19 protein-coding genes and 1 pseudogene are annotated in these 22,126 nt (G+C 71.5%); 7 read left to right on the plus strand and 13 right to left on the minus strand.

Annotated elements, in window-relative coordinates; all coding sequences use genetic code 11:
* Window positions 1-308: pseudogene (locus AB0I10_RS13685) on the minus strand (hypothetical protein); the annotation flags it as partial.
* 260 nt (window positions 309-568) lie between these two features.
* Here AB0I10_RS13685 and AB0I10_RS13690 point away from each other — a divergent pair.
* Entirely contained in the window at window positions 569-886 is a 318-nt protein-coding gene (locus tag AB0I10_RS13690; protein WP_363152620.1) for a hypothetical protein, read from the plus strand.
* 114 nt (window positions 887-1,000) lie between these two features.
* On the opposite strand, the gene AB0I10_RS13695 is transcribed toward AB0I10_RS13690, so the two are convergent.
* The 4 genes from AB0I10_RS13695 to ureA form a co-directional block, all read right to left on the minus strand.
* Window positions 1,001-1,618 carry a TetR/AcrR family transcriptional regulator gene (locus AB0I10_RS13695; protein WP_363152621.1) on the minus strand — a complete coding sequence of 206 codons (618 nt, stop codon included), beginning with the start codon at window positions 1,616-1,618 and terminating at the stop codon, window positions 1,001-1,003.
* 42 nt (window positions 1,619-1,660) lie between these two features.
* The gene (locus AB0I10_RS13700; RefSeq protein WP_363152622.1) at window positions 1,661-2,701 is read right to left on the minus strand and encodes an agmatine deiminase family protein; all 1,041 of its coding nucleotides are present in this window, start codon (window positions 2,699-2,701) and stop codon (window positions 1,661-1,663) included.
* A 208-nt stretch (window positions 2,702-2,909) separates the two neighbouring features.
* Window positions 2,910-4,622, minus strand: coding sequence for an urease subunit alpha (locus tag AB0I10_RS13705; protein WP_363152623.1), 1,713 nt, complete (start codon window positions 4,620-4,622; stop codon window positions 2,910-2,912).
* Complete coding sequence (gene ureA / locus AB0I10_RS13710) at window positions 4,619-5,344, minus strand: urease subunit gamma (protein WP_363152624.1); 726 nt, start codon at window positions 5,342-5,344, stop codon at window positions 4,619-4,621. Before ureA ends, AB0I10_RS13705 begins: the two co-directional genes overlap by 4 nt.
* 286 nt (window positions 5,345-5,630) lie before the next feature.
* Between ureA and AB0I10_RS13715 the strand changes: the two genes are divergently transcribed.
* Complete coding sequence (locus AB0I10_RS13715; protein ID WP_363152625.1) at window positions 5,631-7,085, plus strand: cytosine permease; 1,455 nt, start codon at window positions 5,631-5,633, stop codon at window positions 7,083-7,085.
* Window positions 7,086-7,157: 72 nt separating this feature from the next.
* Here the strand turns inward: AB0I10_RS13715 and AB0I10_RS13720 are convergent, their stop codons facing one another.
* The gene (locus tag AB0I10_RS13720) at window positions 7,158-8,258 is read right to left on the minus strand and encodes a branched-chain amino acid aminotransferase (RefSeq protein WP_363152626.1); all 1,101 of its coding nucleotides are present in this window, start codon (window positions 8,256-8,258) and stop codon (window positions 7,158-7,160) included.
* A 354-nt stretch (window positions 8,259-8,612) separates the two neighbouring features.
* Window positions 8,613-9,653 (minus strand): 3-isopropylmalate dehydrogenase, encoded by a 1,041-nt coding sequence (locus tag AB0I10_RS13725; protein WP_363152627.1) that lies wholly within the window; start codon window positions 9,651-9,653, stop codon window positions 8,613-8,615.
* Window positions 9,654-9,803: 150 nt separating this feature from the next.
* Between AB0I10_RS13725 and AB0I10_RS13730 the strand changes: the two genes are divergently transcribed.
* Window positions 9,804-11,399: a fibronectin type III domain-containing protein gene (locus AB0I10_RS13730; protein ID WP_363152628.1), complete on the plus strand. Its 1,596-nt coding sequence runs from the start codon at window positions 9,804-9,806 to the stop codon at window positions 11,397-11,399.
* A 113-nt stretch (window positions 11,400-11,512) separates the two neighbouring features.
* Here the strand turns inward: AB0I10_RS13730 and AB0I10_RS13735 are convergent, their stop codons facing one another.
* Window positions 11,513-11,644: a hypothetical protein gene (locus AB0I10_RS13735; protein ID WP_281289762.1), complete on the minus strand. Its 132-nt coding sequence runs from the start codon at window positions 11,642-11,644 to the stop codon at window positions 11,513-11,515.
* Between the two features lie 357 nt (window positions 11,645-12,001).
* Between AB0I10_RS13735 and AB0I10_RS13740 the strand changes: the two genes are divergently transcribed.
* The 3 genes from AB0I10_RS13740 to AB0I10_RS13750 all read left to right on the plus strand — a co-directional run bounded on the left by AB0I10_RS13740 (window position 12,002) and on the right by AB0I10_RS13750 (window position 14,963).
* Window positions 12,002-12,604, plus strand: a complete 603-nt coding sequence (locus tag AB0I10_RS13740) for a CDP-alcohol phosphatidyltransferase family protein (protein WP_363152629.1) — start codon at window positions 12,002-12,004, stop codon at window positions 12,602-12,604.
* Window positions 12,605-12,687: 83 nt separating this feature from the next.
* The gene (locus AB0I10_RS13745) at window positions 12,688-13,497 is read left to right on the plus strand and encodes a phosphatidate cytidylyltransferase (RefSeq protein ID WP_363152726.1); all 810 of its coding nucleotides are present in this window, start codon (window positions 12,688-12,690) and stop codon (window positions 13,495-13,497) included.
* Window positions 13,497-14,963 carry a lysophospholipid acyltransferase family protein gene (locus AB0I10_RS13750; protein ID WP_363152630.1) on the plus strand — a complete coding sequence of 489 codons (1,467 nt, stop codon included), beginning with the start codon at window positions 13,497-13,499 and terminating at the stop codon, window positions 14,961-14,963. The genes AB0I10_RS13745 and AB0I10_RS13750 overlap by 1 nt, the downstream gene beginning before the upstream one ends.
* A 59-nt stretch (window positions 14,964-15,022) precedes the next feature.
* Here the strand turns inward: AB0I10_RS13750 and pruA are convergent, their stop codons facing one another.
* Both pruA and AB0I10_RS13760 read right to left on the minus strand, forming a co-directional pair.
* Window positions 15,023-16,654, minus strand: coding sequence for an L-glutamate gamma-semialdehyde dehydrogenase (gene pruA, locus AB0I10_RS13755; protein ID WP_363152631.1), 1,632 nt, complete (start codon window positions 16,652-16,654; stop codon window positions 15,023-15,025).
* Between the two features lie 102 nt (window positions 16,655-16,756).
* Window positions 16,757-17,683 carry a proline dehydrogenase family protein gene (locus tag AB0I10_RS13760; RefSeq protein ID WP_363152632.1) on the minus strand — a complete coding sequence of 309 codons (927 nt, stop codon included), beginning with the start codon at window positions 17,681-17,683 and terminating at the stop codon, window positions 16,757-16,759.
* 252 nt (window positions 17,684-17,935) lie between these two features.
* Between AB0I10_RS13760 and AB0I10_RS13765 the strand changes: the two genes are divergently transcribed.
* Window positions 17,936-19,330, plus strand: a complete 1,395-nt coding sequence (locus AB0I10_RS13765; protein ID WP_363152633.1) for a helix-turn-helix domain-containing protein — start codon at window positions 17,936-17,938, stop codon at window positions 19,328-19,330.
* A gap of 58 nt (window positions 19,331-19,388) precedes the next feature.
* Here the strand turns inward: AB0I10_RS13765 and AB0I10_RS13770 are convergent, their stop codons facing one another.
* From AB0I10_RS13770 to AB0I10_RS13780, 3 genes are all read right to left on the minus strand, one after another.
* A complete protein-coding gene (locus AB0I10_RS13770; RefSeq protein ID WP_363152634.1) occupies window positions 19,389-20,318 on the minus strand; it encodes a hypothetical protein in 930 nt (309 codons plus the stop codon).
* A 57-nt stretch (window positions 20,319-20,375) separates the two neighbouring features.
* Complete coding sequence (locus AB0I10_RS13775; RefSeq protein ID WP_363152635.1) at window positions 20,376-20,987, minus strand: TetR/AcrR family transcriptional regulator; 612 nt, start codon at window positions 20,985-20,987, stop codon at window positions 20,376-20,378.
* A 75-nt stretch (window positions 20,988-21,062) separates the two neighbouring features.
* Entirely contained in the window at window positions 21,063-22,061 is a 999-nt protein-coding gene (locus tag AB0I10_RS13780) for a PRC and DUF2382 domain-containing protein (protein ID WP_363152636.1), read from the minus strand.
* Window positions 22,062-22,126: the final 65 nt, after the last annotated feature.

The following is a 22,126-nucleotide window of genomic DNA, read 5'->3' on the forward strand; positions in this document are numbered from 1 at the left end:
TCGTTCATGCCGTCACGCACACCCTCATAGACGACACCGAACTTCTCACCGATCTCGTCATCACCCCACGGCGGCGCACCATCCATACTGGCGAAGGAGGTCAGACCACCCCAGAACTGCTCGCCGAACGACTTCTCCTCCGGCTCCTTCTCCTTGCTGGGATCGGCAGGAGGCCCCGCACCCAACGCATTCAACCCATTCATCAGCCGCACCACCGACGAATAGAAATCCCCACCCAACTTCACAAAGTTGGTGCCCTCAGACTTCAGAGACTCCACATCGGTCTGGAACCCGCCCGCGCCTGCCACAACGCCCCCCGTACCACGAATGGTTACCCACAGCGATCTTCAGGCCCGAGCTTACCCGGGGGTGCCGACAGACATCCACAGCTACCCTCGACGTCGATGCACGCTGGGGCCCGGCACTCCCGCCGAGGCGGGTGCCCGCTGTGGCCGGCTCGAACGGCCGACCGTACACAGTGTCGTACCGTCGAGGCTGCCGGACGCGTCTCATCGCCCCAGCCTCTGTTCCCTGCCGGATGTCATGCGAGAAACCAGAAAGAAGTGACATGTCCGAACCACAACCGCCAGAAGGACAACGACCGATTCCCGGCAGCGCCGAAGAGGCGCTGGAGATCGGCCGGAACCATTTCCCGAGCGTCTGGCCGGACGGGGATCAACCGACCCTTCACGTCCATGAATTCGACATCGGCTATCTGGTGTATCCCGTGTTCCCGCCCAGGGCGGACCCCACCTCCTATCCGCGCGATCCGGGAGGCTCCCACATCGTGATCTCCAAGGCGGACGGCGAGGTCAGCGCGCTGCCCAACTACCCGCCGGAGCAAGCGGTCGAGATATACCGCAGCCATTTCCGCCGGGAGGCGTGAGGACCATAGCCACGGTAGAGGGCCGTAATGGCCGCAATTGCCGTGATAGCCGTGATAGCCAAACGCGTCGAGCCCCCGCCACGGACGGGGGCTCGACGCGTTCGGAAGCCGCGTTCAGTCCTGCGGTACGGACAGTGACTCGTCCAGGAACTCCCGTATATGGCGCCTGACTTGCTCGCGATCCGTGCCCGGCAGTCCCACCACGAGGTGGGTGCCGAAGCCGTCGAGGAGGGCGCGGATACGGGTGGCGAGGCGTTCGGCGTCCACGGGGCGGAATTCGCCGCGTGAGGCGCCCTCGACGAGGAGGGCCACCAGATCGCGGTGCCAGGCGAGCTCCAGTTCGAGCTGGCGTTCGCGGGTTTCGTCGTCGGCGTTCTGGGAGCGGTTCCAGACCTCCAGCCACAGGGTCCAGCGCGGGTCGCGGTGGCCTTCGGGGAGATAGAGGTCGACCAGGGCGTCCAGGCGCTCACGGGCGGGGACGCGGCGGGAGAGGGCGGCCCGGCGCTCTGCGCCGAGCTGCTCCTCGCTCCACTGGAGGGTCTGGAGCAGCAGCTCGTCCTTCGTACCGAAGTAGTACAGGATGTGGCCGCTGCTCATGCCGACCTCGCGGCCCAGGCCGGCCATGGTCAGCCGGTCCAGGCCCTCCGCGGCGATGGTGGCCATCGCCGCGGCTAGGACCTGCTCACGGGGCTGGTTGAGCCGCCGCCGGGGACGGCGCACGGGACCGGACACGGGGACCTCCGGGGTCGGGCTGGACTCCTCAAGCCTGACGGATCAGACCTTCGGCTGCTGCTGGGTGATGCAGTGGATACCGCCACCCGCTGCGAAGATCGTACGGGCGTCCACCAGGGTCACCGTCCGCTCGGGGAACAGCCGGCGGAAGATCGCGGCCGCCTCCTCGTCCCGCGGGTCGTCGAAACCGCAGAGGACCACGCCGTCATTGCAGAGGAAGTGGTTGATGTAGGAGTAGTCGACCAGCTCGCCGTCCTCCTCGATGACGGTGGGCGCGGGAACCTCCACGACCTCCAGCTGACGGCCGCGGGCGTCGGTGGAGGAGCGCAGCAGCTTGACGATCTCGTTGCAGATCACGTGGTCGGGGTGGTCGGGGTTGGGCTGGGTGTGGACGAGGACGACGCCGGGGCGGGCGAACGCGGCGACGATGTCGACATGGCCGCGGGTACCGAACGTCCCGTAGTCGGCGGCGAGCCCGCGCGGCAGCCAGATCGCCTTGGTGGTGCCGAGGTGTGCGTGGATCTCGGCCTCGACCTCCTCGGCGGTGCGCCCGGGGTTGCGGCCCGGGTCGAGCTGGACGGTCTGGGTGAGCAGGACGGTGCCCTCGCCGTCGATGTGGAGGCCGCCGCCCTCGTTGACGAGGGGGGTGGCGTAGCGGCGGGCTCCGGCGAGGGCGGAGACCTGTTCGGCTATCTTCTCGTCGTGCTCCCAGCGGGCCCACTCCTGGGCGCCCCAGCCGTTGAACACCCAGTCGGTGGCGGCGAGTCGGCCGTTTCCGTCGGTGAGGAAGGTGGGCCCGATGTCGCGCATCCAGGCGTCGTTCAGCGGCCGCTCGACGAGGTCGATGTCCGGACCGAGCAGGGCGCGGGCGCCCTCCGCCTGACCGGGGCCCGTGACCACGGTGACCGGCTCGAAGCCGCGTACCGCGCGGGCCACCGCGGCCCAGGCGCCGCGGGCCTCGGCCAGCGCCTCGCCGCCCTCTTCACCGAAGGTGAAGTTGGGGCCGGGCCAGGCCATCCAGGTGCGCTCGTGCCGGGCCCACTCCGGGGGCATACGGAAGCCGTCGGCGGCGGGGGTGTTCATGTGGGGTCCTCACGGGTTCGCGGTGACGAGGTGTGGGTGGTGACGGGTGGTGACGGGTGGAGATGGGCGGTCACGGGTGTGACGAGAACGGGGAGCGACGGGGAGTACCAGGGCAGCCGCCCCCGGGCAGGCGGTGCACGAGCGCGCACCACCTGTACCGGTGTTACAGGCCGTCGTCACAGGCCGGGCCGTACACAGGCTGTGTCATTCACAAGAAGTACAGGCGGGACAGCGAGACCGTGTCCGCCGGTTCGGACCGCATCGGGTCGCCGTCCAGGGTGACCAGGCCGCTGTGCCCGTCGACCTGTACCTGTCCGACGCGGGAGTTGTGGATGAGGTCGCCGGGGCCGATGCCGCGGGTGCCGCGGACGGCGACTCGGCGCCGTCGGGTGGGCATGCCGTCACCGCCCTGTTCGGCCGCGGCGCGCGCCACGAAGGCGACGGAGATCTCGGCGGGGGTCGCGCCGTGCGCCCCGAACTGCGGGCCGAGCACCAGGGGTTCGCAGGTGTCGGTGGCGGCGTTCGGGTCGCCGGTGACGCCGTATGCGGGGAAGCCGGACTTCAGCACCAACTGGGGCTTGGCGCCGAAAAACTGCGGCAGCCACAGCACGATGTCGGCCATCTTGCCGACCTCGATCGAACCGACCTCGTGCGCCAGGCCGTGGGCGATGGCGGGGTTGATGGTGAGCTTGGCGACATAGCGCAGCACCCGCGCGTTGTCGTCGTGCGGGCCGTCGCCGCCCTCCCCGTTATGGGGAAGAAGGGGCCCGAGCTCGGCCTTCATCTTTCCGGCCATCGCGAAGGTGCGGCGTACGGTCTCGCCCGCGCGGCCCATCCCCTGGGCGTCGGAGGAGGTGATACCGATCGCCCCGAGGTCGTGCAGCACGTCCTCGGCGCCCATGGTGCCCGCCCGGATGCGGTCGCGGGCCATGGCGGCGTCGCCCGGCAGATCCGTCTTGAGGTCGTGGACCGAGACGATCATGCCGTAGTGCTCGGCGACCGCGTCCCGCCCGAAGGGGAGGGTGGGGTTGGTGGAGGAGCCGATGACGTTGGGGACGCCGGCCATCTTGAGGACGTTGGGAACGTGTCCACCGCCGCAGCCCTCGATGTGGAAGGCGTGGATGGTCCGGCCGTCCAGCACCCGCAGGGTGTCCTCGACGGTGAGGCATTCGTTCAGGCCGTCGCTGTGCAGCGCGACCTGGACGTCATGGTCCTCGGCGACGCGCAGCGCGGTGTCCAGGGCGCGGGCGTGCGCGCCCATGTCCTCGTGGACCTTGAAGCCGCAGGCACCGCCCTCGGCGAGCGCCTCGACCAGCGGGGCCTGGCCGGAGGAGGAGCCGCGGCCCAGGAAGCCGATGTTGACCGGCCAGGCGTCGAAGGCGCTGAAGGCGTGGCGCAGCGCCCAGGGGGAGTTGACGCCGACGCCCCAGACCGGCCCGAATTCCTGGCCGATGATGGTGGTCACGCCGGAGGCCAGCGAGGCTTCCATGACGCGCGGCGAGAGCAGATGGACGTGGGTGTCGACGGCGCCGGCGGTGGCGATCATGCCCTCGCCGGAGACGATCGAGGTACCCGTGCCGACGACGACATCGACGCCGTCGACGGTGTCGGGGTTGCCGGCCCGCCCTATGGCGTGGATCCGGCCCTCGCGGATGCCGATGGACACCTTGCGGATGCCCTGGACCGCGTCGATGACCAGGACGTTGCTGATCACGACATCGCAGGTCTCGCGTACCGAGGCGGCCTTGAGGTGCAGCCCGTCGCGGGCGGTCTTGCCGAAGCCGGCCAGGAATTCGTCGCCGCGCTTCTGGGCGTCGGACTCGACGCGGACGACCAGGCCCGAGTCGCCGAGGACGACCCGGTCACCGGCCCGCGGGCCGTGGACCGACGCGTACTCCTGCGGGTCGATGCTGCCCGTCATGTCTGCTCCTCCGCTCCCATGTAGCCGCAGGCGGCCGCCCGCCGCAGCGCTTGTGCCTTCGCGCCCGGCGCATCCAGCGGGCCGTCGACGAGACCGGCGAAGCCGATCGCGATCCGGTCGCCGCCGATCGGCACCAGACCGACCTCCGCGGCGCCCCCGGGGTCGAACCGCAGCGACGAGCCCGCCGGGACGCACAGTCGCATCCCGTAGGCGGCGCTCCGGTCGAAGTCCAGCCGGGGGTTGACCTCGAAGAAGTGGAAGTGCGAGGTGACGCTGATCGGCACGGTCGCGGTGTTGCGCACGGTCAGCCGGACCGCGGGCTCGGGCTCCGGGTCGGCCGGGCCGGGAAGTACGGCGCCGGGCGCGGCCGGCCCCCTCCCGCCGCCGGCCTCGCTGCCGCCGCCGGAGGTGTCAGCGGGCGCCCCGATCGGGTCGCTGACCACCGCGAGCCGGGAGCCGTCGTCGAAGACGGCCTCCACATGCACCTCGGTGACCACATCGGCCACGCCCGGCAGCACATCGTCCGGGCCGAGCACACCGCGTGCCGCCTCGATGGCTTGAGCGAGGCGGCGCCCGTCCCGCGCCGCCTCGCAGACTGTGTCCGCGATCAACGCGGTCGCCTCGGGCACATTCAGCCGCAGTCCACGGGCCCGGCGCGCCCGCGCCAGCTCGGCCGCGCCGAACAGCAGCAGCCGGTCGCGCTCCGTCGGGGTCAGCCGCATCCCGTCACACCTCCAGCTCGATCACTCGATCATCCAATTAGAGCAACACTCTAACCCGCAATTCGTCAAGCCGAAAGCATTGACCTGGGGCACGAGCATGAGTCACATTGAGCGCTGCTCTAACTAAGCGGACTTTAGAACTCCGCTCAAAGGGCGACACGCAGCGAAGCACCCATCGAAATCATCGGAACCACCGAAACGCGCGAGAGAACGCGCACGGAGCACCGCTCGCATACGCACCGAGCACCGCTCACACACTGTTGTCCGGCCTCTCAGGGGAGCCCTCATGCCGATAGAACAACGCGGAGTCGACACCATCCCGGACGAGGAACGCACCAGCGGCCCGCGCGACCTCATCTCCATCCTGCTCGGGTCGAACCTGGCCCTGGGCGTGATCATCTTCGGGTGGCTGCCGGTCTCCTTCGGACTGGGCTTCTGGCCGTCCGTGTCCTCGCTCGTCCTGGGCACCGTCGTGGGCACCGTGCTCACCGCGCCGCTCGCGCTCGTCTCGCTGCGCACCGGCACCAACCTGTCCACCAGCAGTGGCGCCCACTTCGGTGTCCGCGGCCGGCTGATCGGCTCGGTGATCGGTCTGCTGCTCTCGCTCGGCTACACCGCGCTGACCCTGTGGGTCGGCGGCGACGCGGTGGTCGGCACCCTCTCCCGCCTCTTCGGCCTGCCCGACACCGGCTTCACCTACGCGGCGGTCTACGCCCTGCTCGCGGGCTGTACGGCGCTCGGCGCGGTCCACGGCTACCGCCTGCTCCTCCGGATGAGCCGGGTGCTGGCCATCGGTATGAGCGCGCTCCTGGCCCTCGGCCTGATCGCCTATGCCCCGGACTTCACCACCGCGGCCCCCGCGGGCTCCGAGTACCTGCTGGGCGGCTTCTGGCCGACCTGGCTGCTGGCCGTGGTCTCGGCCGGGCTCAGCGGCCCGATCGCCTTCATCACCCTGCTCGGCGACTACACCCGCTACATCTCCCCGCGCCGGCACACCTCCCGCAAGGTCTTCCTGGCCACCTGCCTGGGCCTGGTCGCCGGTCTGCTCATCCCGCAGCTCTTCGGTACGTTCACGGCGCTCGCGGTGGACTCGGCCCTGGACTACGCGGGACCGCTGGTCGCCGGAGCCCCCTTCTGGTTCCTCGTCCCGCTGTTCCTCGCCGCCTCTGCGGGATCCGTGGGCAACGCCGGGCTGATGCTCTACTCCATGGGCCTCGACCTGGACGCCATCCTGCCGCGCGCCACGCGCACCCAGGCCACCTACGTCGTCGCCGGCGTCTCCACACTCTTCGTCTTCCTGGGCCACTTCGCCTGGGAGGCACAGGACGCCATGACGTCGTTCGTGCTGCTGCTGACCGCGGTCGGCACCCCGTGGGCGGTCATCACCGTCATCGGCTTCCTGCGCTGCCGGGGCGAGTACGACGCGGACTCGCTGCAGGTCTACAACCGCCGCGCGAAGGGTGGCCGCTACTGGTTCACGGCAGGCTGGAACCCGCGCGCCACCATCGCCTGGGCCGCGGGCTCCACGGTCGGCGTGACCGCCGTCGAGACCCCGCTCTACCACGGGCCGCTGGTCGACTACACGGGCGGGATCGACTTCAGTTTCCTGCTGGCGGCGGCGGTGGCCGCGGGTCTGTTCCTCGTGCTGTCCCCCGGCAAGGACACGCCCGCCACACCGGCGAAAGCGTCCGACGCCGAGCCGGACGGAGAGCCGGAGGCGGCCGTGGCCTCCGCCGGTTAGCCGGAGGCGAAACACGCAGAGGGCCGCCCGGCGCGCGACATGCGCACCGGGCGGCCCTCTGCGTATCCGGCCTCAGCCCAGCGGGTGCATCCAGCCATGGGTGTCGGTGCTCGCGCCGGTCTGGATGTCCAGCAGCGCCTTGCGGAGCTTCATGGTGACCTCGCCGGGCTCACCGTCGGCGACCGTCCAGCCCGCGCGGGTGGACTTCACCGAGCCGACCGGCGTGATCACGGCGGCGGTGCCGCAGGCGAACACCTCGGTCAGCGAGCCGTCCTCGGTGGCGGCCTTCCAATCCTCGACGCTGATCCGGCCCTCGCCGACCTCGTAACCCAGGTCGGCGGCGATGGTGAGCAGCGAGTCACGGGTGATGCCGGGCAGCAGCGAACCGGTCAGCTCGGGGGTGACGATGCGCCGCTGCTCACCGTCGCGGCCGTACACGAAGTACAGGTTCATGCCGCCCATCTCCTCGATCCAGCGGCGCTCCATCGCGTCCAGCCAAACCACCTGGTCGCAGCCGTGCTCGGCGGCCTGGGCCTGGGCGACCAGCGATGCGGCGTAGTTGCCGCCCGCCTTGGCCGCACCGGTGCCACCCGGGCACGCGCGCACGTACTCCTCCGACAGCCACACCGAGACCGGCTTCACACCGCCGGGGAAGTACGCACCGGCCGGCGAGGCGATCACGATGAAGAGGTACTCGTTGGCCGGCTTGACGCCCAGGCCGACCTCGGTGGCGAACATGAAGGGACGCAGGTAGAGCGATTCCTCGCCGCTGGCCGGCACCCATGCCTTGTCCTGGGTGACCAGCGCGTCGCAGGCCGCGATGAAGGCGTCGACGGGCAGCTCGGGCATACCGAGGCGGCGGGCGGAGGCCTGGAAGCGGCGGGCGTTGGCGTCCGGCCGGAAGGTGGCGACGGTGCCGTCGGGCTGACGGTAGGCCTTGAGACCCTCGAAGATCGTCTGCGCGTAGTGCAGCGTCATGTTCGCCGGGTCGAGGGAGAGCGGCGCGTACGGCACGAGCTCCGCGTCGTGCCAGCCCCGGCCCTCGGTCCACTTGATCGTCACCATGTGGTCGGTGAAATAGCGGCCGAAGCCGGGGCCGGCCAGGATCCGCTCCCGCTCCGCGTCGGACAGCGGGTGCGAGGAGGGCTTGAGCTCGATCGTGGGCGTCGTCATGAATGCGTGTCCTTCACTGCGTGTTCCGATACCGCGGGTCACCGGCCCAGCCCTCCGGCCGGGGCCCGGGGGCCTGTCCCCCGGGGATTTGCGGCACCGGTGCGGTTGTGGCGGCCGCGCGCACGGCTTTGTGCTGGACGTACCGGTCGTTACGTGGACGTCCGAGTTTCCTCGCGGACGGCGACCCACGTCCGATTATCGCTCGTGGGAATCCGCGGTCGGAACCGTGTGCGCGGTGCCGGTCCGATGGTCGCATCCAACCCGGCGGTAGGACAGACGGGGTGACCGGCGCACATGCCGACAGCGCCGGGACCACGATGGCCCGGCGCTGTCCGTACGGCTGTGGCGCGGGCCTCAGCCCGCTACGCGTGCGGCGAGCGCGTCGCCGATCTGGTCCGTGCTGCGGTGCGCCCCGTCCCGGGCCTCCAGGTCGGCCGCGACGGCCTCCTCGATACGGACGGCCTCGGCCTCGTATCCGAGGTGGCGCAGCAGCAGGGCGACGGAGAGGACCGTCGCCGTCGGGTCGGCCTTGCCGGTGCCCGCGATGTCCGGTGCGGAGCCGTGCACCGGCTCGAACATCGAGGGGAAGTCGCCGGTCGGGTTGATGTTCCCGGAGGCGGCCAGGCCGATACCGCCGGTGACGGCCGCGGCGAGGTCGGTGAGGATGTCGCCGAAGAGGTTGTCGGTGACGATCACGTCGAACCGCTCGGGCTGCGTGACGAAGAAGATCGTCGCGGCGTCGACATGCAGATAGTCGGTGGTGACCTCGGGGTACTCCTGGCCGACCCGGTCGAAGATGTTCTTCCACATGTGGCCGGCGTAGACCAGGACGTTGTTCTTGTGGACCAGCGTCAGCTTCTTGCGGGGGCGGGAGTTGGCCCGCTCGTACGCGTCCCGGACCACGCGCTCCACGCCGTAGGCGGTGTTGAGGCTGACCTCGGTGGCGACCTCGGCCGGGGTGCCGGTGCGCAGGCTGCCGCCGTTGCCGGTGTAGGGGCCTTCGGTGCCCTCGCGGACCACGACGAAGTCGATCTCGGGGCGCCCCGCGAGCGGGGTGCTGGTGTTCGGGAAGAGCTTCGACGGACGCAGATTGACGTAGTGGTCGAAGGCGAAGCGGAGCTTGAGCAGCAGACCGCGCTCCAGCACACCGGACGGTACGGAGGGGTCGCCGATCGCACCGAGCAGGATCGCGTCGTGGTTCTTCAGCGACGCCAGTTCCTCGTCCGGGAGCGTATCGCCGGTCGCGTGCCATCGCTTGGCACCAAGGTCGTACTCCTTGGTTTCCAGCTTGACGTCCTGCGGGAGGACCGCGGTCAGGACCTTGAGGCCCTGGGCCACGACTTCCTGGCCGATACCGTCACCGGGGATCACTGCGAGGCGAATGCTGCGAGACATGCCTGGACCCTACTCTTCGTCCCAATCATTGACACGTAACGTCCGGCATACGGACACGCGATGGCCGGTCAACTCCCGTTCACCCTCAGTACGGACCCAGGACGGGCCCACGACCGACTCCCGACGACTCGCACTGCGATCTTCGGCAGCATGACTGGAAACTCCCGGGGGGAGAGCCCCCTGCCCTCGCACACCCCTCGCGTCGGCATACCGGAGCAGCTCGCGACCCGGATGAGCATGCCCGAACAGCATGAGTACCTCCGGGCGAAGCTGACCCGGCGGGGCCTGCTGCGCACCTCTGCCGCCACCGCGGGCGTGGTCGCGGGCTCCGGTCTGCTGTCCGGTTCGGCATACGCCGGATCGCCCGCCCTGCTGGCATCACCGGCCGCGACCGCGGTGGACGGTTCGCTGGTCGCGCCGTTCGGCCGTCATCTCTCCTTCGGCGCCGATCCCAAGAGCCAGATGCGGGTGGCCTGGCAGGTGCCGTTCGCGGTCCGGCGGCCGTATCTGCGGGTGGGCCTCAAGCCGTGGGACCTGGGGCGCAAGATCGATGCCGAGGTGCGCGACCTGCACACGCCGTCGCTCTCCTCGAAGCTGCCGGCCGTGCAGCAGTACTACCTGCACGCCGCGCTGGACGGACTGCGGCCCGGCACCACGTACTACTACGGCGTCGGCCACGACGGCTTCGACCCGGCCGACCCGCGCCACTTCTCGACCGTCGGCACGTTCCGTACCGCCCCGGCGCGCGCCGAAAGGTTCGTCTTCACCGCCTTCGGCGACCAGGGCGTCAGCTATGACGCGCTCGCCAACGACCAGCTGATCCTGGGTCAGAACCCGGCGTTCCACCTGCACGCGGGCGATATCTGCTACGCGGACACGGACGGGGCCGGCTCCGAGGACGACACCTATGACGCGCGGGTGTGGGACCAGTTCCTCGCCCAGACCGAGTCGGTCGCCAAGTCCGTGCCGTGGATGGTGACCACCGGCAACCACGACATGGAGGCCTGGTACTCCCCCAACGGCTACGGCGGCCAGAACGCCCGCTGGACGCTGCCCGGCAACGGCCCGGACGCCGAGAACGCCCCCGGCGTCTACTCCTTCACGTACGGCAATGTCGCGGTCGTCGCGCTGGACGCCAATGACATCTCGTACGAGATCCCCGCCAACCAGGGGTACACCGACGGCAAGCAGACCCGCTGGCTGGACCGCCGCCTCGGCGAGCTGCGGGCCGCCGACGGCATCGACTTCCTCGTGGTCTTCTTCCACCACTGCGCCTTCTCCACCACGAACTCGCACGCCTCGGACGGCGGGGTGCGCGACGCCTGGCTGCCGCTGTTCGAGAAGCACCAGGTGGATCTGGTCGTCAACGGCCACAACCACGTCTACGAGCGGACCGACGCCATCAAGGGCGGCCGGGTGTCCAAGAAGGTGCCGATCGGCGAGCGCGTCGACTCCTCCCGGGAGGGCATCGTCTACGTCACGGCGGGCGGCGCGGGCCGGGCGCTGTACGACTTCCCGGTGCCGGACAGCTACGAGGGCCATGTGAAGGACCTCGACGAGGTGACGACGTACCACTGGACCAAGGACCGGAAGAAGGCGACGGACACGGTGGAGTGGTCGCGGGTGCGCTACACCGGCTTCTCGTTCATCGCGGTCGAGGTCGAGCCGGGACACCGCCCCCGGATGAAGGTCACCGCACTGGCCGAATCGGGTGAACGCATCGACCACTTCGAGGTGACCCGGTAGCGGGTGCCCTGTCGGGGGCGGAAGTACGGAGGATTACGCCATCGGGGCGGTCCTGGGGCGATCCGGTCGCCGCGGGCCCGCCCCTGGCTTCGTCCGCCCAGAGCCGTTTCGGATCAGTGCCCGGTGGAGCCGCCGTTGTCGCGGCGGTCGAGCGCCCGCTGGAGGGCGGCCGCGGCGGCCCTGCGGTCGGCTTCGTTGGTGGTACGGGCGGAGTGACGGGTCCTGCGGACGGCAGTCTCGGCCATGATTCACGTCTCCAATGCCAGAGCCCCGAGAACAAGTGGGATGCGTCGATCCAGAAGCGGCCGGAAGGGCGGGGGCCTCGGCACGGCAGGGGTCACCTGCGCTCGCGCACCGGGCCGCATCCGCCTTCGCTCGATGGAGCGAGACGTTCGGCTTCTACAAAGCTAGGACAGCTCGGCCGTGATGTCTGCACAATTACTTGGGCTTCCTACTATCTGAGACGGACGCCACCTCAGGGCCCTCTCCAGCCCCGCCGGCCCGTCCCGTCCCGGTACTCACGCGTAGGACGCACCGGTTGAGTACCGCTCCTGAGTACGAGCGCAGTGCCACGGCCGACGGCGTGCGGCGAAGGTGGCCGCATGAGCCCCATGATCGGCCTGTATGCACTCAAGCCCTGGTACGCGGCCCGGCTCGGCGGGATCCGCGGCGCGCTGGCCCGCCGGGAGGTCTCGCCGGACGCGCTGACCGCCGCCGGTGTGCTCTCCGCCGCGGGCGCGGCCGCCGCGCTCGCCTGGCTGCCGGCCCCGCTCGCCGCCCTGCCGGTCGCGGCACTGCTGGCCGCCCGGCTGGCCTTCGCCAACCTCGACGGCGCGCTGGCCCGGGACACCGGACGCTGCACCCGGCGCGGCTCCGTACTGAACGAGCTCGGTGACCGGGCCGCCGATCTGCTGGTGCTCGCCGGTTTTCTGACGCTCGCTCCGCTGTGGCTGGTGGCGGTCGCCGCCCTGGCCGCGACGCTGCCGTCCTGGGTCGCGCTGGCCGGCGCGGCGGCCGGGGCGCCGCGCCGCAACGGCGGTCCGGTCGGCAAGACCGAGCGCTGCCTGCTGGCCGTGGTGGCCGCGGCGACGGGGTGGGCGGTGCCCGTCCTGATCGTGCTCGCGGCGGGGTCCGCGCTGACGGCGGTGCTCCGACTGGCTTGGCTGTGGCGGGAGTTGGCGGGCGAAGGGCGGGAGACCCGATGAGCGCGTTCGCCGGTGCGGGAGCCGCCGGGCTGCTGCTCACCGGTGGCGAGGCCGTCGGGCGGGTCGCGCCGGTGGTCGGCGGGATGCTGGGCCTGGGCGGCGTGGCCGTCGCGGCGCTGCCCGCCCGAGTGCGGATGCGCCGTGAACTGCGCCGCCGCTGGCGCACCTGGGCGCTGGCCGCCCCGGTCTTCCTGGGCTCGCTGTTCTTCGGCGAGGCCGGCGCGGCGGTCCTGGCGGCGGGCCTCGGCCTGATCGCCGTGAGCGAGTACGCACGGATGGGCTCCGATGGCGCGGCCGGTGCCGAGCGCCATGTGCTCGCCGCGGCGGCCGTCGTCCTGCCACTGCTGGCCTGGCTGCGGCCGCAGTGGCTGGACCTGCGGGCGATGGCGGTGCTGCTGCTCGCCGCCGCGCTGCCCGCGCTGCTCTCCGGCGACCACACGGCGGGCGCCGCCCGCACCTCCCGTGCCCTCTTCGGGCTGCTGTGGATTCCGGTCGCGCTCACCGGCCTGGTCCTGCTCGGCGGCACCGCCGTCGCGGTGGGCGTCGCGGTCGCTCTCGGCGACGTCGGCGCATGGTGCGGGGGTACGGCGCTGGGGCGGCGCGGTGCGCTGTCCCGCCCGCTGTCGCCGCTCTCCCCGAACAAGACCTGGGCCGGGGTGCTGGGCGCGGCGGTGGCCACGGCCGGTGCGCTGGCCGCCGTCGGTGCGTTCACGCCCTGGCTGTGGGGCGCGGTGCTGGCCGGCTGTGTCCTCGGTGACCTGCTGGAATCCATGGTCAAGCGGGAGGCCGGGGTAAAGGACGCCGGGAGCTGGCTGCCCGGCTTCGGCGGGCTCCTGGACCGTATCGACTCGCTGCTGGTGGCGCTGCTGCTGGCGATGGTGGTGACACTGTGATGACCGTGCCGGAGAACCACACCGCTGCCCTGCTGCGGAGGGGCAAGGGCCGTCCGGGCGAGGCCCGCACGAGCGGCCGCCGTCGGCCGCGCCGGGCCTCCGGCGCCCGCCACACCCGCCGCCGCGACCTCCGCGCCGCCCGCTCCGCACGCCCCACCCGTACCCGCAACCGCACGCGCACCCACCGCCCCCTCGCCCTGCGTGGCGCCCGCCGCCTCCTCCCCTACCGAAAGCGCCTGCACCGGCGCGCACTCCAACTCCCCACCACCACCCCACCGCTCTCCCCGCTCCCCCGGGTGGCTCTCCCCTCCACCACCACCGCCTGGCTGCGCCGCGCGCTGTGGACGGTCGCCCTCACCCTCACCGGCGGCGTCGCCCGCGAGGGCCGCCTCCCCCGCGGCGGCTGCGTCGTCGTCGCAAACCACTCCTCGCACGCCGACACCGCGGCCCTGCTCGCCGCCCTCGACGCCCGGCACGCCCCGCTGATCGGCGCCGCCGCCGACTACTGGTTCGCCACACCCTGGCGCCGCCGTATCTGCCGCCACCTCGCCGCGGGCTTCCCCGTACGACGTACCGGCGGCGGCCTGGACGACCTGCTGGACATGGCCGGCGCCCTACGGGCGGGCCGTGCCGTGGTCCTCTTCCCCGAGGGCACCCGCGGCCGTGACGGCGCGGTCGGCGACTTCCGTCGCGGCGCCCTGCTGCTGGCCCGGCACGCCGGCGTCCCGGTCGTCCCGGTGGGCCTCGCGGGCACCGACCGGCTGCTCCCCAAGCACGGCAGGCTCCGCAGCACCCTCGTACGCGTCCGGATCGGCGCGCCCCTGTACGGCACCGTCGACCCGGCCACGGCCCGCGACGCCGTCCAGGACCTTGCGGACCGCGCGTCCGCCGGCGTCCTCCCCGACTCCCGGCTGCGCCGCCGCACCGCCGCCTTCGCCGCCTCCCGCCGGTGTCTGCCGGTCGCCTTCGCCTGGGCCTTCGCCGAGGCGCTGAGCTGGCCGCTGATGCCGGAACTGTTCCTCGCCGTCGCCTGCGTGGCCGCGCCCCGCGCCGGTCTGCGCCTCTCCTCCGCGGCCCTGGCCGGAAGCCTCGCGGGCGGCCTCCTCGCCCTCCAACTCGCCGCCTCCGGCGCCCACTTGCCCGCCCCGCTCACCACGGACCGGATGCGTGCGGAGGTCTCCCGGCAGCTCGCCGACGAGGGCGCGTCGGCCGTGCGCCACCAGCCCTGGGACGGCATCCCCTTCAAGGTCTACGCGGCACAGGCGGGCCGCGCCCAAGTCCCGGCCGCCGACTGGCTCGTCGCCGCCACCCGCGCCCGCGGCACCCGCACCCTCACCGTCGGCCTCGCCTTCGCCGCGCTGGGCGCGGCGGCCCGGCCGTGGCGCCGCCGGTATCCGCTCTATCTCGCCCTCCTGGGCAGCGGCTTCACCGTCGGCCTCGCCCTGATCGTCCACGGCTGGAGCTGACAGGACCGCCCCCGGCCGAGTGTCGGCCGGGGGCGGTCCATGCTGTGCGGCTGCTGCCGTCAGCCCATGTGCGGGTACCGGTAGTCCGTCGGCGGGACCAGGGTCTCCTTGATGGACCGGGTGGACGTCCAGCGCATCAGGTTCTGCTTGGCGCCGGCCTTGTCGTTGGTGCCGGACGCGCGGCCGCCGCCGAAGGGCTGCTGGCCGACGACGGCGCCGGTGGGCTTGTCGTTGATGTAGAAGTTGCCGGCCGCGAAGCGGAGCACCTCGCAGGTGCGGGCCGCCTCGGCGCGGTCCCGGGCGATGACGCAGCCGGTCAGGCCGTAGGCCGAGGCGGACTCCATCTGCTCCAGCATCTCGTCGTACTTCGCGTCGTCGTAGACGTACACGCCCAGGATCGGGCCGAAGTACTCGTCCTTGAAGATCTCGTTCTCCGGGTCGGTGGAGACCAGGACCGTCGGGCGGACGAAGTAGCCCTCGCTGTCGTCGTACGTGCCGCCGGCCACGACCTCGACGGTCGGGTCGGCCTTGGCGCGGTCGATCGCCGCCTTGTTCTTGGCGAACGAGCGGTCGTCGATGACGGCGCCCATGAAGTTCGCCAGCTCGGAGACGTCGCCCATGGTGAGGGAGTCGACCTCGGCGGCGAACTCCTCCTTGAAGCCGGCGTTCCAGAGGGAGGCCGGGACGTACGCGCGGGAGGCCGCGGAACACTTCTGGCCCTGGAACTCGAAGGCGCCACGGGTCATGGCGGTCTTCAGCACGGCACGGTCCGCCGACGGGTGGGCGACGATGAAGTCCTTGCCACCGGTCTCGCCGACGAGCCGCGGGTAGGTCTTGTACTTCTCGATGTTGGTGCCGACCGTCTTCCACAGGTACTGGAAGGTCCTGGTCGAACCGGTGAAGTGGATGCCCGCCAGGTCGGGGTGGTTCAGGGCCACCTCGGAGACGTCCTTGCCGTCGCCGGTGACGAGGTTGATGACGCCCTTGGGCAGCCCGGCCTCCTCCAGCAGCTGCATCAGCAGCACGGCGGCGACGGTCTGCGTCGGGGACGGCTTCCAGACGACGACGTTGCCCATGAGGGCGGGCGCGGTCGGGAGGTTGCCGGCGATCGCGGTGAAGTTGAACGGCGTGATCGCGTAGACGAAGCCTTCGAGGGGGCGGTGGTCGCTGCGGTTCCACACGCCGGGCGCGTTCGCCATCGGCTGCTCGGCGAGGATCTGGCGCGCGAAGTGCACATTGAAGCGCCAGAAGTCGATCAGCTCGCAGGGAGTGTCGATCTCGGCCTGCTGGGCGGTCTTGGACTGGCCCAGCATGGTGGCGGCGGCCAGCTTCTCGCGCCAGGGGCCGGAGAGCAGGTCGGCGGCCTTGAGGATGATCGCGGCGCGGTCGTCGAAGGACAGCGCACGCCAGGCGGGGGCGGCGGCCAGCGCGGCGTCCACCGCGTCCTGGGCGTCCTGGACGGTGGCGTTGGCGTACGTGCCGAGCTTGGCCGCGTGGTTGTGGGGCTGCACGACGTCGAAGCGCTCGCCGCCGCCCATCCGGCGCTCGCCGCCGATGGTCATCGGCAGCTCGATCGGGTTTCCGGCCAGCTCCTTGAGCTTGGCCTCCAGGCGGGAACGCTCCGGGGTGCCGGGGGCGTAGGTGTGGACCGGCTCGTTAACCGGCACGGGGACCTGGGTCACAGCGTCCATAGCGGCCGTGTCTCCTTCGCTTTCGATCTCGGTTTTCGTACGTGGGTCAAGCGGTGCGGCCCGGGTTTCCAGCATCCACCCATATCCGCCGCGGCGGGGCGGTCAGCCTCGGGTGGCGAGCGACCGCAGGAAGAACGCCAGGTTCGCCGGGCGCTCGGCGAGGCGGCGCATGAAATAGCCGTACCAGTCGGTGCCGTACGGGATGTAGACCCGCATCCGGTGCCCCTCCGCGACCAGCCGCTGCTGCTCGGCCTCGCGGATGCCGTACAGCATCTGGAATTCGAACTCGGCCGGCTTACGGCCGTTGCGGTGGGCGAGCTCCTGGCCGATGGCGACCATCCGGGGGTCGTGCGACCCGATCATGGGGTAGCCCTGCCCGGCCATGAGGATCTTCAGGCAGCGCACATAGGCCTTGTCGACCTCCCGCTTGTCCTGGAAGGCGACGGTCGCGGGCTCCTTGTACGCGCCCTTGACCAGCCGCACGCGGGAGCCTTCCTCGGCCAGCGCGTGACAGTCGTCCTCGGTACGGAAGAGATAGGACTGGAGCACCGCACCCGTCTGGGGGAAGCGCTCGCGCAGCTCGGCGAGGATGGCGAGGGTGGAGTCGACCGTGGTGTGGTCCTCCATGTCGAGGGTCACGGTCGTACCGGCCTCGGCGGCGGCCTCGACCACCGGCGTGACGTTCTTCAGCGCCAGCTCGTGGCCGCCGGGCAGCGCCTGGCCGAAGGCGGAGAGCTTGACCGACATCTCGGCCCGTTCGCCGAGGCCCTGCCCTTTGAGTGCCTCGGTCAGCTGAAGATAGGCGTCACGGTTGCGCAGCGCCTCGGCCGGGTCGGTGATGTCCTCGCCCAGGTGGTCGAGGGTGACCTCCATGCCGCGCGCGTCCAGCTCCCGGACGACGGTCATGGACTCGTCCAGACGCTCGCCGGCGATGAAGCGGTCCACCACGGGCCGGGTGACCGGGGTGGCCGCGACGATGCGGCGGATGCTGTCGCTGCGCGCTGCGGCGAGAAGCACGGGACCCAGCATGGGGCACCTCCACGATTCAGGATGACGGATGCCGGTTCAGGCGCGCCGGACCGGCGAGCGCGACGGCAACATGAGCCACCTGAAACTTAAGGATCTCGCCATCTCGCGGCCATCGACAGCTGTCACGCCTTCGTGGCCGGGATCTCAGACAGATGTATGAGAATGGGGGTAAGGGACGAAGGTGACGGCGACCGTGGGACCAGCGGTGCCGGTGAGGGTCGTGGCGACTGCAAGAGAGGGGCCGGGCGGCGGATGCGGGGCGACTACCAGCAGCTCGTGGACGAGATCTCAGCGGCGCTCGGCGCGCCGGCGACGCTGGAGGACCGTGATTTCGGGCTGATCGCGTTCGGTGCGCACGAGGGCGACGACGACGAGGTCATGGACCCGGTGCGTACCCGGTCGATCCTGCAACGCCGGTCGTCGGCGGCGGTACGGGCCTGGTTCGAGGCGTTCGGGATCGCCCGTGCCAAGACGCCGCTGCGTATCCCGCCGGATCCGGCGGCCGGTGTGTTCAGGGGCCGGATCTGTCTGCCCGTACGCCACCGCGGCATTGTGCACGGCTATGTCTGGCTGCTGGACGACGGCCATCTGACCGACCTCGCGCTCGGCGGCCACGGAGCGCCGGCCGACCCCCGGATCGCGCAGGCGATGGAGACCGCCGCCCGGATCGGCGCGCTGCTGGCGGGCGAGGCCCGTGCGGGTTCCGAACTGGGCGATCGGCTCAGGGAGTTGCTGGTGTCCGAGACCTCCGGGCGCCCGGCCGCGGCGGCCGCATTGCGCGATGCGCTGCGGGACACCCTGCGCTTCACCCCGGGCGGCCCGCTCACCCTGGTCGCCGTGCTGCCGTGGGACGCCGCGGACGCCGATACGGCACCGCTGCCGAGCCTGCCCGGCCTGCTCGCGGCGTGTGCGCTGCCCGAGGGTGCGCTGCCCGAGGGCGGCGGCCTCCCCGACGCTGCGACGGCCCAGGCGCCGGAGGCGCCGGCCACCGACACCGGACCGCACCACCGCACCGGCCGCACCGCACGTACGGAAGGATCCGCCCCCGCCCGCCCGCGTACGACAGCGGCCGTGCCCGCCCTCGCCGCGCTCGTCCGGCTGCGGTCGACCGGTTCCCTCACCCCGGCCCACACGGTGGCCGAGCATCTGCTGCGCTCCCCCCGCGCGGGCGCCGCACCGGCCGCCGAAGGACAGGCATCGCGGAGCGGCTCGCGTACGGCCGGCCCTCCTCCGCCCCGGCCCGGCACCGCCGGAATCGGCACCGGCACAAGCGAGTTGGCCGACCTCACCGTCACCTGGCAGGAGGCCCTGGACGCGGCCCGCGCGGCGCGCGCCGAACCGCGTCTCGGCCCCGTCACCCAGTGGGACACCATCGGCGCGTACCGCCTGCTGACCGCCCTGCCTGCGGCGGCACCCGACCCGGCCCTCGGCCCGCTGCTGGCGCCCGCGCACACCGAACTCGCCCGCACCGCCGAGACGTTCCTCGACTGCGCGGGCCAGGCGAGCCGCACCGCGCAGCTCCTGGGCATCCACCGTCAGACGCTCTACTACCGCCTGGGCCGGGTGGAGAAACTGACCGGCCTCCATCTCGACGACGGCGAGGACCGCCTGCTGCTCCACATGGCGCTCAAGGCGGCGCGGCTGTAAGGCACCGTTCGCTCAAGGCGCTGGTCTCTCAAGGCCGCTCAGCAGTAGGCGCGTTCGCTCACGCCCCGGCGAGAAACGCGACCGCCGCCACCGGCATCGCCGGGTTCCCGTGGCCCCGGAGGGTCAGGACGAAGCCGTGTTCCGTCACCCGGCCCGCCAGGTCGGCCGGTTCGACGCGTACGCCCTGCGTTTCCAGTTCGGCGACGACGTCGGCGTACGGGCGGTCGAGCAGCTGGACGTCGCGGAACCAAGCCGTGCCCGTCGGCCCCGTATAGGTGATGACCAGCGAAATCAGCCGGTCGTCGGCGTCGAACGAGAGCACCAGGCCGTGCTCGGGATACCAGTCCTGGCTCTCGCCGCCGTGGTCCGGGCGGCTCTGGAAGGCGGGCCCGAGCATGCCGCGCAACTGCCACCGGTCCTGGCCGAGCCGTACGGCCTCGGTACCCTCCCCGGACACCAGCCGATGCTCGGCGATCCGTGCCACCGGCTCCTCGTCCGACTGGGTGACGGGATCGGCGACGAGGGAGCGACGGAAGAGGCCGACGCAGTCGACGCGGTCGTCCGCCCCGTAGGGGGCGGTGAGGTTGAACCCGGCGTCCGGGGCCTCGCAGCCCGAGTCGTCCTCGACAAGCCGGTAGCCCCGTGTCCGGAGGTCGGCGACCACCTCGTCATAGGGACGGCCCGTCAGCGGCAGTCCCTGGTGGAAGACCGGTGCGGGGTCGAACGCCTCCAGATAGACGAGGCGTTCGCCCTCGTCGAAGTGGAGGATCAGCCCGCCCTCGGTGTAGTGGTCGCACAGGCCGGTCGACCAGGGCGCCTTGCGGAACGTCCGCCGCTCACCCAGTTGGTCGCCGAACGCCGCCGCGAACCGGTCGGTAAGCGCCTGCCGGTGCTCCCCCAGCCGCACCCCGCCAGGGACCATCCCGGCCAGCCCCTCGAAGGGCCGTATGTTCCACCCTGGTTCGTCCCGCACGCCCTCGTCGTCCATCACGCCATGATCGCAAGGCCGCCCGGCTGGGCCTGTCCGATGGGTCGTGGTCGAGCCCTATGCACCGTCGCCCTTCGGCTGTCCCAGTACCTCGCCCGCGGTGACCCGGCGCAGCGCGGTCGCCAGATCGCGGCCCGAGGGCATCACGTCGGGGTTGATCAGCGACTGCACCATCAGACCGGTGAGCAGGGCCTGGTAGAAGGAGCCGACGACGCGGGCCGACTCCGCGTCGACCTCGGTGTCCGGCACCCCTTCGAAGAGCGCGACGAGTCCCTCGCCCCCTTCCGGCAGCGCTTCGCCGATCGCCTCGCGCAGCGCTTCGTCACGCGGCAGCAGGCCCAGCACCTCGACCTGCGCGGCGATGAACTCCCGCTCGGTGGCGAGGCGTTGCAGCACCTTGTCCCAGAAGGCGGCGAACCGCTCCAGCGGTTCGGCGCCCGCCGTCACCGCCTCGTCGGCGCCGGGCACCTCGGACACGCTCGCGCCCCACTCCTCGCAGGACGCGATGAACGCCTTGCGCATCAGGGCGTCCTTGGAGCCGTAGTGGTATCCGATGGAGGCGAGGTTGGCGCCGGACGCGGCCACGATGTCGCGGGCGGTGGTACGCGCGTACCCCTTCTCCAGCAGGCACCGTTTGGCGCCCTCCAGCAGATCTTCACGGTGTCCCATACGGGCACCCTACCGCCGCCCCATACACCCGTACCAGACGACCGTCTTACACATACGTACACCACCTGTCCGCAGTCACCGGCCCAGGTCCCGCCCGGTGCCCTTCGGGTCGGCCTTGCGGACGCCCCGGCCGTCGTCGAGCTCCAGCTCCTCCCGGCGGAGCTTGGCGGTGACCTCCTTCTCCTCGGTCACCCGCTCGGTCTCCAGCCGCACCCGCTCGACCGGCACGGTCCGCTTGCTGATCACGGCCTGTTCCTCGTGCAGCACCACCTCGACCACGCCCTCGCCGAGCGGCGGGGCGGTCCGGCCCGTTGCGCGCTCCTCGTCGGTGATCTTGGTGCGGACCACCCGCACTTCCTCATGGCTCAGCGGGACCGTGCGGTGCACGTCCTCGGTGACCACGTGCTTGCGCAGATGCGCCCGCCCGCTCTCGCGTTCCTCGGTACCGATCTGCATCTGCTCCCCGTAGAGGACGATCTCGTCCGGCTGCTCCGTGCGCTTGGCCTCCTCCTCGCCCCGGCCGCGCGACACCATCGCCCCCGCCCCGGCTCCCGCCCCGGCCAGCGGCCGCTCGGTACGGTCCTCCGGGCGGTCGGTCAGCATCTCGCGGTCGCGCTCCGGAATGCCGACATATCGCGCGCGCTCCGCCAGCATGTCGTCCTCGGTCATACCGGGCCGCATACCGGGTTCCGTACCGGGCCGCACATCGGACTCCGTGCGGGGCACCGGACGGATGGCGAGTCCGACGGCACCCGGCCGGGTCATCCCGTAGTGGTGGTACAGCTCCTCCTCCTCGGAGGGGTCCAGATGGCCCTCGGCATCGATCCGCGGCGCCGCCTTGATCGTCTCCTTGGTGTGCGGAACGCGGAGCTGGTCACCCTCGCGCCGCGCCCCGGCGAGCGGGATGAAGGTCTCCTTCATGCCGAACAGCCCGGTGCGCACGGTGATCCACTCGGCGTCGTTGGTGGCGTCGTCCCGGTAGACCTGCTGGACCGTGCCCACCCTCGCGCCCTCCACGTCGACCACATGCGAACCGGTCAGATTCAGCGGGGTGCCACCCAGGGGTGCATTCATGGCGTCTCGTCTCCTTCCACACGCACCGCCGGGGGCACGCGCAGTTCCTATTGCGCGTCGCGAAA

Origin of the sequence: Streptomyces sp. NPDC050636 (assembly GCF_040654775.1) — a bacterium.
Classification (GTDB): Bacteria; Actinomycetota; Actinomycetes; order Streptomycetales; family Streptomycetaceae; genus Streptomyces.

Excerpts from the sequence above, each read along its gene's own strand:
- AB0I10_RS13730 (WP_363152628.1), top strand. The coding sequence starts at position 9,804 with ATGACTGGAAACTCCCGGGGGGAGAGCCCCCTGCCCTCGCACACCCCT.
- AB0I10_RS13705 (WP_363152623.1), bottom strand. The coding sequence starts at position 4,622 with ATGACGGGCAGCATCGACCCGCAGGAGTACGCGTCGGTCCACGGCCCG.
- AB0I10_RS13740 (WP_363152629.1), top strand. The coding sequence starts at position 12,002 with ATGAGCCCCATGATCGGCCTGTATGCACTCAAGCCCTGGTACGCGGCC.
- AB0I10_RS13700 (WP_363152622.1), bottom strand. The coding sequence starts at position 2,701 with ATGAACACCCCCGCCGCCGACGGCTTCCGTATGCCCCCGGAGTGGGCC.
- AB0I10_RS13720 (WP_363152626.1), bottom strand. The coding sequence starts at position 8,258 with ATGACGACGCCCACGATCGAGCTCAAGCCCTCCTCGCACCCGCTGTCC.
- AB0I10_RS13725 (WP_363152627.1), bottom strand. The coding sequence starts at position 9,653 with ATGTCTCGCAGCATTCGCCTCGCAGTGATCCCCGGTGACGGTATCGGC.
- pruA (WP_363152631.1), bottom strand. The coding sequence starts at position 16,654 with ATGGACGCTGTGACCCAGGTCCCCGTGCCGGTTAACGAGCCGGTCCAC.
- AB0I10_RS13770 (WP_363152634.1), bottom strand. The coding sequence starts at position 20,318 with ATGGACGACGAGGGCGTGCGGGACGAACCAGGGTGGAACATACGGCCC.
- AB0I10_RS13750 (WP_363152630.1), top strand. The coding sequence starts at position 13,497 with ATGACCGTGCCGGAGAACCACACCGCTGCCCTGCTGCGGAGGGGCAAG.
- AB0I10_RS13775 (WP_363152635.1), bottom strand. The coding sequence starts at position 20,987 with ATGGGACACCGTGAAGATCTGCTGGAGGGCGCCAAACGGTGCCTGCTG.
- AB0I10_RS13690 (WP_363152620.1), top strand. The coding sequence starts at position 569 with ATGTCCGAACCACAACCGCCAGAAGGACAACGACCGATTCCCGGCAGC.
- AB0I10_RS13780 (WP_363152636.1), bottom strand. The coding sequence starts at position 22,061 with ATGAATGCACCCCTGGGTGGCACCCCGCTGAATCTGACCGGTTCGCAT.
- ureA (WP_363152624.1), bottom strand. The coding sequence starts at position 5,344 with ATGCGGCTGACCCCGACGGAGCGCGACCGGCTGCTGCTGTTCGGCGCG.
- AB0I10_RS13760 (WP_363152632.1), bottom strand. The coding sequence starts at position 17,683 with ATGCTGGGTCCCGTGCTTCTCGCCGCAGCGCGCAGCGACAGCATCCGC.
- AB0I10_RS13765 (WP_363152633.1), top strand. The coding sequence starts at position 17,936 with ATGCGGGGCGACTACCAGCAGCTCGTGGACGAGATCTCAGCGGCGCTC.
- AB0I10_RS13735 (WP_281289762.1), bottom strand. The coding sequence starts at position 11,644 with ATGGCCGAGACTGCCGTCCGCAGGACCCGTCACTCCGCCCGTACCACC.
- AB0I10_RS13745 (WP_363152726.1), top strand. The coding sequence starts at position 12,688 with ATGCTGGGCCTGGGCGGCGTGGCCGTCGCGGCGCTGCCCGCCCGAGTG.
- AB0I10_RS13715 (WP_363152625.1), top strand. The coding sequence starts at position 5,631 with ATGCCGATAGAACAACGCGGAGTCGACACCATCCCGGACGAGGAACGC.